10 protein-coding genes and 1 rRNA gene are annotated in these 12,146 nt (G+C 54.7%); 8 read left to right on the plus strand and 3 right to left on the minus strand.

All coding sequences use genetic code 11. The features are described 5' to 3' along the window. Both DFP98_RS32970 and DFP98_RS32975 read right to left on the minus strand, forming a co-directional pair. A 16S ribosomal RNA gene (locus tag DFP98_RS32970) occupies positions 1-98 on the minus strand; the annotation flags it as partial. A 328-nt stretch (positions 99-426) separates the two neighbouring features. After that, positions 427-1,305, minus strand: coding sequence for a nucleotidyltransferase-like protein (locus DFP98_RS32975; protein WP_181918097.1), 879 nt, complete (start codon positions 1,303-1,305; stop codon positions 427-429). Positions 1,306-1,506: 201 nt separating this feature from the next. Here DFP98_RS32975 and DFP98_RS32980 point away from each other — a divergent pair, with 201 nt between their 5' ends. Beyond that, positions 1,507-1,881 (plus strand): DUF2614 family zinc ribbon-containing protein, encoded by a 375-nt coding sequence (locus tag DFP98_RS32980; protein WP_116064886.1) that lies wholly within the window; start codon positions 1,507-1,509, stop codon positions 1,879-1,881. A gap of 86 nt (positions 1,882-1,967) precedes the next feature. Here the strand turns inward: DFP98_RS32980 and DFP98_RS32985 are convergent, their stop codons facing one another. Then, positions 1,968-4,298, minus strand: coding sequence for a helix-turn-helix domain-containing protein (locus DFP98_RS32985; protein WP_116064887.1), 2,331 nt, complete (start codon positions 4,296-4,298; stop codon positions 1,968-1,970). A 247-nt stretch (positions 4,299-4,545) separates the two neighbouring features. Here DFP98_RS32985 and DFP98_RS32990 point away from each other — a divergent pair, with 247 nt between their 5' ends. From DFP98_RS32990 to DFP98_RS33020, 7 genes are all read left to right on the plus strand, one after another. Then, positions 4,546-5,442 (plus strand): ABC transporter permease, encoded by an 897-nt coding sequence (locus tag DFP98_RS32990; RefSeq protein ID WP_116064888.1) that lies wholly within the window; start codon positions 4,546-4,548, stop codon positions 5,440-5,442. Positions 5,443-5,459: 17 nt separating this feature from the next. Further along, on the plus strand, positions 5,460-6,338 hold the full coding sequence (locus tag DFP98_RS32995) for a carbohydrate ABC transporter permease (protein WP_116064889.1): 879 nt from the start codon (positions 5,460-5,462) through the stop codon (positions 6,336-6,338). 70 nt (positions 6,339-6,408) lie between these two features. Continuing rightward, positions 6,409-8,004 (plus strand): extracellular solute-binding protein, encoded by a 1,596-nt coding sequence (locus DFP98_RS33000; protein WP_116064890.1) that lies wholly within the window; start codon positions 6,409-6,411, stop codon positions 8,002-8,004. Between the two features lie 171 nt (positions 8,005-8,175). Beyond that, positions 8,176-9,216 (plus strand): sugar phosphate isomerase/epimerase family protein, encoded by a 1,041-nt coding sequence (locus DFP98_RS33005; protein ID WP_116064891.1) that lies wholly within the window; start codon positions 8,176-8,178, stop codon positions 9,214-9,216. A 43-nt stretch (positions 9,217-9,259) separates the two neighbouring features. Then, on the plus strand, positions 9,260-10,102 hold the full coding sequence (locus tag DFP98_RS33010) for a PIG-L deacetylase family protein (protein ID WP_116064892.1): 843 nt from the start codon (positions 9,260-9,262) through the stop codon (positions 10,100-10,102). Positions 10,103-10,117: 15 nt separating this feature from the next. Then, positions 10,118-11,029 carry a hypothetical protein gene (locus DFP98_RS33015; protein ID WP_116064893.1) on the plus strand — a complete coding sequence of 304 codons (912 nt, stop codon included), beginning with the start codon at positions 10,118-10,120 and terminating at the stop codon, positions 11,027-11,029. A 17-nt stretch (positions 11,030-11,046) separates the two neighbouring features. Then, on the plus strand, positions 11,047-12,126 hold the full coding sequence (locus DFP98_RS33020) for a Gfo/Idh/MocA family protein (RefSeq protein ID WP_116064894.1): 1,080 nt from the start codon (positions 11,047-11,049) through the stop codon (positions 12,124-12,126). Positions 12,127-12,146 lie beyond the last annotated feature (20 nt).

The raw sequence follows: 12,146 nt of genomic DNA on the forward strand, positions 1-12,146 counted from the left end.
CCTCATCAGGAGCAAGCTCCATCAGAGATCCGCTCGACTTGCATGTATTAGGCACGCCGCCAGCGTTCGTCCTGAGCCAGGATCAAACTCTCCATAATAGAGAGCCAGAAGGCTCATTACTTTATTGCTGGTTTGCCTTCCGACGACCGAAGCCGTCTTCCGACGTTTTTGTTTCTTACGCTCAATGTTCAGTTTTCAAAGAACAATCGGTGTTTCTTTTATCTCGTCGCCGCGTTAACAGCGACCTTTATAATATATCACAACCGGAACCTTCGATGCAAGCATTATTTTTAATTTTGTTTGCATTTCTTTTTTCCTGCCGTGTCCGCTTCGTAGTGCTTTTTCGGCGGCGAGATATAATTTATCACAGATACAATAGGCAAGTCAACGGTTTTTTCGACATTTTTTGAATTTCTTTTTACAGGCTTATGCGGACGTATATTTGAGCTCCAGAATACCGTTCGCACGCGAAGGAGAAGGCTTGGCAATCTCGCGAATACAGCCCCGGTTTACGAGCCTGTATAATAGAACGGACAATTCCAGCGATAGCCCCGCCAAATCGGGATGCCGCATGAGCTCGGCAATCGTCCACGCCTCTTCGCGGCTTGCAACCAGCCGAATCAATAGCGCGCAGCTCGTCTCCATTTTATTCATTATAGAAAACTCGCAAGCAAGCAGAACGAGCTCGACTCGTTGCTCCAGCGTTTCGGGACTTGCCGTCAGCTCTTCGAACAGCTTGTAAATCCCCGGATTCACGGTGCGCATTTGTTCCCATACCGTCAGCTCGGGATGCATTCCCGCTTCCACAAGCGCGATATGAGCCCAATAATGAAGACAAGCGAGAACATTGGAATAGGCATCCAGAACTTGACCGTCCTTAAGATCCTGCTTCGCCTGCTGGTATGCCCGGACGAAACGCGAAAATTCGCTTAGCAGCTTCTGCTCCATAATGAGAGGAGACCAATTCATAAGCCGGCTGCGCAAATCGCTCAAATATCCGTCGCGATCGACCACGATTTCCCCGTGCATGAGCCAATAAGCGCTTCCCCGGTTGGAGCTTCCTACGATCCAGCTCTCCAGCTGCTCCCGAGAAACTCGGCGAACCTGAACGCGCTCGTTGTCCCACAGCCAATGCTCAATCTCTCTGTCGGAAGCTTCGCCTTCCTTTACGATGAGTACAAGACGATCAAGTCCGTCCAGTCTCGTTTGCTGAGAGAACGGTTTTGCAATCAGCAGAAGATTCGTCGTTCCTTCCTCCGCCGCCAATCTTGAGATATCGAACCCCAGCTTGCCCGCCTGCGCCACGTTATCACACCTCTGCTCTAATTCCAGCTCGAATCGCGGCGTCCTAAGGTGGTTTGGCCGTACGATGTGAGCTATAATAAAATTGCAAGTATGCTCTAGTTCTACAACGCAGGCCCGCTTTCCTGCTTAGCGGCGTATTCAAATTGCAATGCTGCGTCAGGAATGGGGCCATGCTTTATTAAAAAGACGGAGGATTGCAATATGAAGTGGAAAGCCAGCAAAATATCGACGATGAGAACATGGGCGCTGCTGCTTGTTATGATCGGGATGGGCATCATGGTTTTCGGGACAAGCGGCATCCTGATGTTCGGAGAAGTCGGCAAAATCATCGCGGCCGTCTTCATGGTGTTCGGTATCATCAGTTGTTTTATCAGCATGGGGATGTACTTCTATATCGGCATGCTGTCGACAAGCGCGCCGGTGCTTGAATGTCCGGAATGCGGCAAGAACACGAAAGTGCTCGGTACGACGGACCGCTGCATGTACTGTCATACGATTTTGACATGGGACCCGAAGCAAGCGACGGAAAAGCCGACGGACAGCGGCAGCGAAGTCCCTTTGCAGTCGCAGTCGTGATTAATTCCCCACAAGAACTGCCATCTAAAAAAACGGCTCTTAGGATTCCACCTAAGAAGCCGTTTTTTTTAATACCGATCGCGTCCTCACTTCCCCATATTGCTGCGGTATTCGCTCGGCGTAATCCCTTCCTTCGCCTTGAACGCTCGAATGAACGTATTGCGGTTGTTGAAGCCCACCGTCTCCCAAATATCGCCGATCTTGCGATCCGAGCCCGCGAGCAGCTCCTTCGCCTTGCGGATTCGCAAATCGAGCAAATACTCTTGAAAACCGACGCCCAGCTCCCGCTTGAGCAGTCGGGACATATATTGCGGAGAAGTTTTATACTTGCCGGCCAGCAGCTCCAGATGAATGTCCTCATGGTAATGCTCGTCAATGAAAGCCTTGAACGCGCCCACATCGAATTTGGCGTTTCCTCCGGCGACGGCCCCGACGACACTGTCGAAAAACGCGAGCACGGCTTCCGCGATCTCGTCCGCCGACCAAGAGTCGTTGGACAAAATAAAATCGGTATACGCTCTGCCGGCCTCTTCCTCCAGCTCCTTGTCCCTCATCTTCAGCGCTTGAAGGCCAATTGAGTAAAATCTCATATACAGCTCGCGCATCAGCGGTGCGGAGATACCGGAGGACACGTTGCGATCGATCGTATTTTCGACCAGCTCGCGAAGCTCTTCCTTGCGGCCGGATAACGCCAAATTGAATAGCCGGTTCTCCTCTTCCTTGTCCAGCAAATATCTTTTCGCTTCCGCCTCCTCGTCCGATTCCGCAAAAGCATACACGCGTTTGCCGTCAAACGGAGAGATGCGCCACAGCGCCTTCATCGCTTCGACGTAGGAGCGCCGCATGCCGCCGTAGCCTGCATGAACGCCGCCGATGCCCGCATGAACCCGCAGAAAATCCTCATCCCTGCGGAACAAATCCACCACTTCCGCGCAATAGCGCTCGTACAGCTCCCGTTCCACTCCTTCCGGAACGTTGGCGAGCAGTGCAATCAAATGAACGTCCATCTCCAGCAAATACGCCGGGTAGTCGCCGGGCAGCAGCGATTTTAGCAGCTTAACGAGCATATGAGACGAATCGTTCCTGAACGTCTCGTCGAACGTATCGTAGAAAGGCTTGCGAAAATTAAATTGAAACACAGCGATCATAAAGCTGCCGTGCTCGAACTTAAAACCGCTTCGGGCGGGAGACATTTCTGCTCCGGCATCGTCGTACAGATAGTTGTATTTCAGCATTTTCACCAGAAACTGCTCGTTCGCAAGCGGCAGAGCATAGGAAAGCTGCTGATTCAGCGATTGGACGCTGCTCATGATTCGGCCGATCTCGTCGTCCAAATATTCGAACTCGTTCATAGGTTGCTTGCCCTTCGAATGAGGTCCGCTCAGACGATCGACAAGCGACTTGATCGGGGCGTACAGATTTTTACTGAACGCAACGGATAGGATCAGCGACAGCAATAGCGTAAACGCCGCCGAAATAATCCGCAAATTTTCCAGATTGCTTAAGCTGCTGCGAATATCATTTTCCGGCACGCCTACGATCATCACAACGTCATTATAGAAGAAACTCGTATTGAGCGTAATCACTCGCATTTTCTGCTTCTTGTAGATCGCCTGCTCGGAAGCGCCGCCTTCGCTCAAACTTTCCTTCATAAAAGCCTGCAAATCCGGATCGCTCGTAAAGCCATTCTCCGAGGAGGCCAGCATCGTTCCGTTCTTGTCGGCAATAAATAAAATACTGCCCGGAGTAAGTTTATAGTTTTGCAGCAACTGGACGATGGGCTGAACGTTCAAATTAATGACGTACAGATTGTTCGACCAGTATTCGGCGATCTTGGACTGAACAATCGGGATAACCACCTTGCCTACATTACGATCCGAGCCTCCCAGCTCCGAAGGAGGAAAGATCGAGAACAGCTTGTACCCCGACGTATACGACTTCCAGAACGCGGCGGGATACTCCTCAAACCGATACACACTATCGAAAAAATAAGAGGCCGAGTACGTCCCTTCGTTGCTGATGATCAGATCGTCTTTGCGCTTATAGATGTATGCCCCGTCGATCGAGGAGTCGATATATTTGATTCTGGCCAGCGAGCGGACGGTCTGGCTGATATCCGCATATTTCGCATTGCCCTCCTCCCCTTCCCCCGAGAACACGCTTAATGCGCTCGGATCGAGCGACAGCAGAAAATTGGATTGGTAAATCCCTTCGAACAGACGGTTCAGAGAGGAAGCGACATTGGCCAGCGAGCTGTCGTAATTCGTCTCGATCCGGTCTCTCACATACTGCAAATACATATTGTAGGTCACAAAATTAATCACTTGAATCAGCACCGAAATCGAAACAAACAGGATGATAAAACGAAAAAACATGCTTCGAAAGCTGACCCTCCGAAACTTCGCAAGCCACGTCATTGTCCTCCCCCTCCTCTCTGCCCCGATTGCGCGCAAGCCCTAGAAACAAAGGGTATTATGTCCGGCGCGTAACGTCAATAACCCCAAGACGAACAATGACAACTAGGTAGAAAAGTGTGACAAAGTCTCTTTTTGTGACTTGCGATAAGTCGAGAAACGTGACAGGAGTACGACTTTGGCCGTAGTCGTCCCCCGCCTCTCCGTGCTTGGATAAAGGTAGATCACTTGAAGGAGGTGGAGGGCGCGAATGAGCCCCTACTTAAAACGTTACTGGCCTTACTATTTCATGCTTGCGCTCCCGATCGCCTATTTCCTTATCTTCCGTTACGGACCGATCGTCGGCAACGTGCTTGCATTTCGAAGATACGTCCCCGGCGGGTCTATGTACGGCGAGGAATGGGTGGGATTGCGTTATTTCCGCATGTTCTGGCACGATCCGTCCTTCTGGGCGGCCTTCCAGAACTCGCTCGTGCTCAGCGTGCTTAATCTGGCGATCACGTTCACGCTTCCGATTATATTCGCGCTGCTGCTGAACGAGATTTTGAGCAAAAAAATCAAGACGGTTATCCAGACTATCTCCTACTTTCCCAACTTCGTCGCCGTCGTGGTCGTCGTGGGCATACTGAAGGAAATTCTGTCGCCTACGACCGGTGTCGTTAATCAACTGCTGGGACAATTGGGCATCGACCCGATTTTCTTCGTCAACGAGCCTGCTTGGTTCCGCACGATCTACATCGGGTCGGACATCTGGCAGTTTATGGGGTGGAACGCGATTATCTATACGGCCGCGCTCGCCTCGGTAGATCAGCAGCTATACGAAGCCGCCGAGATGGACGGCGCGGGCCGCTGGCGCCAGACGTTCAGCGTGACGATTCCGCAGATTTTGCCGACGATCTCCGTCGTGCTCATTATCTCGCTCGGCTCCATGCTTACGCTCGGCTTCGAGAAGGTGCTGCTTCTGTACACGCCAAGCAACTCCTCGACAAGCGACATTATCGACACGTTTGTCTTCCGCATGGGTCTGCAAAACAACAACTATAGCTATGCCACGGCTGTCGGCCTGTTCGGCGGTCTCATCGGACTGATGCTCGTCTCCGCGGGCAACTACATCTCTCGCAAAATATCCGGCTTCTCGCTGTACTAGCCAGAAAGGAGAATACTATGCTCTATCGTCGAACTGCCGGCTTTCGCTGGTTTATGACCGCCAACGCGCTTATGATGCTGGGCATCTCAGCTTCGATTCTGATCCCGTTTCTTCATCTGCTGGCCGTGTCGCTCAGCGATTCGGGTCCCGTCGTCGGAGGCCGGGTCGGCTTATGGCCGCAAGGCTTTAATCTGGACGCCTACATTCGTGTGTTTCAGCATCCGAGCATCGCGTCCGGCTTCCGCAACTCGATTTTTCAGACGTCGCTCGGCACGGCTATCGGCCTGTTTATGCTGACGATCTGCGCGTACCCGCTCTCCAAGCGCCTGCTCAAGGGACGCAAATATTTGATCCTGTTCATCATGTTTACGATGTTTTTCAGCGGCGGTCTGATTCCGACATATATGCTCGTGAAAAGTTTGGGGCTCATCGACACCATCTGGGCGATCGTTCTCCCCTTCAGCATTACGCCTTATTATTTGCTGCTGATGATGACTTATTTTCAAGGCATTCCCGAGGAAATCGAAGAGTCCGCGATGCTGGACGGCCTGAATCCGTTCCAGATTCTCGCGCGCATCGTTCTGCCGCTGTCCAAGCCGATTCTGGCCGCCATCACGCTGTTTTTGCTCGTGTATTACTGGAACAACTGGTTTAACTCGATGATCTATTTGAACAGCACGGACAAGCATCCGGCGATGATGATCGTCCGCAATATTATCGCGGGCTCGGATTTGGCCGGCAACGTCGGCCAGATCGGAGATACGGACGGAGGCGTCTCCACGGCGTCGCTGAAGGCGGCGGCCATATTGGCTACCACGCTGCCGATCATGCTCGTTTTTCCGTTCACGCAGAAGTATTTTGCCAAGGGAGTTATGCTCGGCTCTGTCAAAGGCTGACTTTCTTTCATTCGCAGGCCACAGCCTGAAAAGCTTTTATATATAATATTCCATAGGGAGGCAATCGCAAATGACTAAGCTGCAACTAACCAAGTCGCGCACCAACAAAAAAGCGAAACGGCTGGCGGGCGGACTCGCGCTCACGCTGGCGATGACCGCCGTATTGTCCGCTTGCTCCGGCTCAAATGAGGGCGGTTCGAAGGCAACCGGAGGAGCATCCGCTTCGGCCGGCGGGACGGAAGGGCCGATCACGATCTCCATGATGTACGACGACAACCCCTCTTACCCTTTTAACACATCCTGGCCCGTGTTGGAGCAATTCCAGAAGCTGGCCAACGTCAAGCTGGACATCCAGCCAACGCCGGACGCCGATTACCAGAACAAGCTCAAAATCGTGCTCAGCTCGGGCTCGGCTCCCGATCTTGTGAGCTACGTCGAGCATCCCGTCTATATGGAGTTCGCTCAGACCGGCGTTTTCCTGCCGATCAGCGACTATCTCGACAAGCTTCCGAACCTGAAGAAGAGACTCGACCAGTACGGCATAGCCGAAGAGCTCGACAATTGGACGTTGAAGGACGGCAAGCTATACGGTCTTCCTTTTATGTTCGAATCGGCCATGTATAACACGGCGCCCGTCATTCGCGTCGATCTGCTGAAAAAGCATAACCTGAAAACCCCGACGACGATGGACGAGCTGTACGAGACGCTTAAGAAGCTAAAAGAAGCCGATCCGAAGGGTTACCCGATGGCCAACCTGAACGGCGCGCTCGGTCTGATCAATCTGTCCGGCGCGGCTTGGGGCATCGGTCCGGCTTATAACGGCTTTATTTTCAACCCGGATGCCGGAAAATTCGAGTATGCCTACACGAGCGACAACTACAAGCAATTCGTCACGTTCCTGAGCCGCCTGATGAAGGAAGGCTTGGCCGATCCGGAGATTTTCACCTCCAGCACGGATCAGTGGAAGCAAAAGATGGCGACGGGCCAGAGCGTCTTCACGTATACGTGGATCAGCGAACTCGGCCAGATTAACGCCGACGGCAAGAAGAACGTAGATCCCGACTTCGAGCTGGCTCCTCTTCCTCCGATCGCAGGGCCAGGCGGAGTCAAAGGCCCGTCCGCGCAGCGCATCAACTTTGCGTACGTCATCCCGGCGAGCGCGGCCAATAAGCCGAACTTCGATAAGCTGCTGGAATACGTCAACTGGCTGTACAGCGATGAGGCGGTTAACTTGGGCACTTGGGGCATTCAGGATCAGACGTTCGTCGAAAAAGACGGCAGCCGCGATTTCACCGATGCGGTGAAAAACAGCGGCAGCATCCAGAAGTCGCTGTGGGATATCGGCGCTTCTAACAACAACTTCACGACCGTGTTCACATACGATTGGTTCTCCAAGGTGCTTAACAATCCGCTCGTCGATACGCTGACGGCGGAAGCGAACGAGAAGGGCTGGTTCCCTTCCGTCGCCAAAGTGCCGAAGCTGACTTCCGCCGACAAAGAAGAAGAAACGATGAGAAGCACAACGGTTCACGACTTCTTCCTGCGCGGCCTGGAGCAATTCGTGTACGGCAAGCTCTCCCCGGAAACCGATTGGGACGGCTATGTGAAGGAAATCAACGATTTCGACAAGCTGCTGGAAATCTATAACGGAACTTTGCAGCCGTAATCAAGCTTGAAACGATGCAAATGCCGGGGCTTTCTCGCTAGGGCGTGTCTGCATACTCCGAGCGAAAAGGCGGTGATAGATGCCTCTGAGCGAGTTTGCAGACACGTCCTAGCTGCGGGAAGACTTCGGTTTTCTTTGTGGGTCAAGTCAGACAAGAGGAGGACTACCGTTATGAAAGTAGGCATCGAGCTGCACCACGGTTATTTGGAAGACGAATATATGCCGATCGGTCAGGTGTTGGAAAAAGCGAAGAAGGACGGCTACGAAGGCGTCTACTACAAATCTCCGATCTATGTTTCCAAGACGCTGGACGCCGGTGAGCTTAAAGAAGCAGCCGCCTGTGCCGCGGAGCTCGGCCTGTACGTCGACTTTGGAATCGGCCGGGTCAATCCGTTCAATACGTCGGAATCTCCGGAAATTTGGCTGCTGGGCGGAGGAGATTACAAGCTGGCCGTGGAGAAACAGATTCAAGCCGCTGCCCTGATGGGAGCCAAGGAGCTGATTGGCGTTACGGCAGGCTGGCGGGGCGGGCATTCCGGCTATTTCGTCAACGATCGTTTCAGAACGGACGTGACCTGGGAGGAGCAATTGGAAGCGACGACGCGTTTCCTGAAACGTCTTGCCCCGGTTTTGCGCGACAGCGGCTCCCGCATTAACTTGGAGACGCACGAAGAGATCACCTCCTACGAAGTGCTGCGAATGATCGAGGAAGTCGGCGAGGACGTGCTTGGCGTCGCCTTCGATACGGCCAACGTGTTCGCGCGCGCCGAGGACCCGGTCGCGGTCGCCCGCCGAGCCGCTCCTTACATCCATCAGTTTCATGCCAAGGACGTCATTCTTTATTTTTCGGAAAACGGTCTTGTGCGGCAGTTGAAGGCTTCCGGTCAAGGCGTGGTCGATTATCGGGCTATTTTCGCCGAGATTGCCAAGTTCAACCCGAGCCTGCACGTGCAAGTGGAGGATCATAAAGGCTTGATGCACATGGACATCTACCGCGAGGAATGGCGGTCCGTCCATCCCGACCTTAGCCTGTCGGAGGTCGCCGAGCTTGTTCGTCTGGCGACGGTCTGCGAACGCCGAATCGCGGCAGGCGAGCTGATGGCCCCTGACGCTTACGAGGCGCTCAGCTATTGGGACGAAATGGACGAACGGCTGGATTCCTCGCGGCAGTTCTTGCAAAACACGCTACGGGATATGGGGCTGACGGACTGACGAGTTAATAGCTCGAAGAAAAAGATAAATGGAGGAGTTCAGGATGAGCAGGGAAATTAGAGTCATCGTCATCGGGGCGCATCCCGACGAGCCGGATATTTACGCCGGCGGATTGGCCGCGCTGTATGCGGAGCAGGGCCATCGCGTCAAATTTCTGTCCTTGACGGACGGCCGCTGCGGCCATTATTCCGTCGGCGGAGACGAGCTTGTTGCGACAAGAAAAGCGGAAGCCGCCGAGGCGGCGCGCCGGCTCGGCATCGACGAATACGCGGTGCTGGACACTCCGGACGGAGAGCTGCTGCCGACGATTGCCGTTCGCAATGAAGTGATTAGACAAATTCGGCTTTGGCGGGCGGACATCGTCGTCTCCTTCCATCCGGACGGAGGCGCGCACCCCGATAACCGTTACGCAGGCCGAGTCGTCGGCGACGCGGTGCCCTTCGTCGCCAAAACGCCAAACGCCGTGCCGGACGCGCCGGCTTTAACCCAGCCGCCCGTTGTTCTGCTGATGCCGGACTATTCATTGAAAAGTCGTTATCGTTGCGACATCGCCATAGACATCGGCCCGGCACTGGAGAAGAAGCTGCTCGCCTGCGACGCCCATGCGACGCAATTTTATGAATTTACGCCATGGCAGGCCGGGTTTCTGCACGAGGTCCCTACGGAGAGCTGGGAGAACAAAAAAGCCTTCCTGCTGAAGCATTGGGGAGAGTTTATTAACGCCTCGGACGAAATGCGGCAGGCGCTTATTTCCGGCTACGGGGAGCAAGCCGCACAGCTTGTCCGTTACGCGGAGCCGTTCGAGATCGCCGACTATGGTCGCCGTCCAAGCGCGGAGGAATGGCCTGAGCTGTTCCCGATGCTCGGACGCGCGGCTGCGCAATAACGCGGAGGACGGAACGTGCTGCTTGCTCTAGTCGCCGCTGTTTTGTTCACCGTTCAATCGCTGTGCCTGAAGCTGCTGCCGGAGTCTCGCTCCGCGCGCGGCCCGATCGGCGTCATCGCTGCTTATTCGGCGATGATCGCGGCCGGTCTCATGCTGTGGCGCGTCTTCTCCGGAGCCTCGTCAATCGGAGCGACCACATGGGCGTATGGGGCGGCCTATGGCGTCGTCTTCGTACTGACAATGTTTTTCTATGCTCGCGCAATGAGTATGGGGCCGTTATCGTACTCTTCTTTTTATTTTTCCGCCAGCCTGATGGTGCCGGTTGTCGCCAGTCTGACGCTGTGGGGAGAGCCTGCAAGCCCCTTTAAGCTGGCCGGTCTAGCTTTGTTTCTGCTCTCTTTTTATTTCATTCAAGTGCTCGGCGCGCGGCCGCAGGCTGCCCGCGCCAAGACGGACATTCGCTGGCTAGCTTATTGCCTGCTCGCCTTTCTGTTTAACGGGCTGCTGCCGGTTGTCGCCAAGCTGCACCAGATTGCGATGAACGGACAGGAAGCTCCGGAGCTGATGCTTGTCGGCTTCTCGTCCGCAGGCATATGCGCTTTGGCAGTATGGGTCGCGTTAGGCCGCCGACGGAACGGGGCAGCGCAGCGCAGACCCGAAGCTGCTCTTGGTGCGCCGATTCAGCGAATGTCCTGGAGCGCGATCGGCTTGATCGCGTGTATCGGGGCGGCTACGGGAATCGGCAACGCCCTTGTCGCTTATTTGACGAGCCGGTTGCCGGGCGCGCTGCTGTTCCCGTTCGTTAACGGAACGATGATCGTGCTGCTGACGCTCGCCTCCGCTTGGCTGTTCCGCGAGAAGCTTAGCCGCGGCGGCTTGCTGGGCATCGGAACGGGCCTGCTGGCGATGATCGCTGTAAATATGTAAAGGAGGTTGGCATAAATATGATTCGACTCGCTTTGCTTAGCTGCTGGAATCCCTATCATACGCGAAGCTTTGTGCGAGACTTGGTCGAATTCCCGGAAGCGCGGCTGGTAGCGGTCTGGGATGACGATCATGAGCGCGGAACGGCTCATGCCGCGGAATTCGGCCTGCCGTTCGAGCCTAACTTGACGGCTTTGCTGGACAGAGCGGACATCGACGGCGTAATAATCGATAGTTCTCCCGCCCAGGCGGCGTCTTTGATTGAGCTGGCCGCGCAGGCCGGCAAGCATGCGCTCGCCGATCAGACGCTGGCGATGACGCTGCGCGAAGCCGAACAGGTCGCCTCGCACATTCGCCGAGCGAACATCCGCTTTGCCGTCGATATGTCGCTTAAGCGCTGGCCGGTAAATCTCGCTGCCGCAAATGCGGCTCGCTCCGGCGCGTTAGGCGAAGTCACCTGCATGCGCGTTCGCAACGCCCATCACAGCGCAATTGCGGCGACAACTTCTTTCGCCTCGCGGTTCCTGGATGCTCCTTATGGCGTCTTCTCGGACCTCGGCGCTCATGGCTTGTACTTGACGCACGACATTTTGGGACGCCCCGACGCCGTCACCGCCGTTGTGTCCCGGTTCACCGGACATTCGGCCGAGGATAACGCCGTCTGCGTGCTGGAATATGCGAACGGAACGATTGCGATTTGCGAAACAAGCTATGTTGCCGGGCAATCTCCCTTTGCGATCGAGCTGTACGGAACGGAGGGCAGCTTTTTGGGAGGAGGCGCAAACGGCATCCACCGGAAGCTGCTTCAGCCTTCGGACGCTGTCGTTCGAGCTTATGGAATGGAGAAGCAAGCCGAACTGGCTCGCGATGCTTCTGAGATGCCGGATGCTGCCGAACCTTCGACGCTGTCGAAATGGTTGGAAGCGATCGAGTTGGCTAAAAAGCGGAAAGAGTCCAACGGTTCCTCTGCTCCGAACAACGAGCTGCCCGCCGAATGGAATGCCCGTCTCGACGATGCGATCGCTCTGGCGGAGCTGCTGGAGGCTCTCTATCTTTCCGCGGAAACCGGCCGTAAAGTCTATTTGCGGGATTTCGAGTAACTTTATACGGTTATTCCTAC

This window comes from Cohnella phaseoli (assembly GCF_003386235.1).
In the GTDB taxonomy this organism is placed as follows: domain Bacteria; phylum Bacillota; class Bacilli; order Paenibacillales; family Paenibacillaceae; genus Cohnella; species Cohnella phaseoli.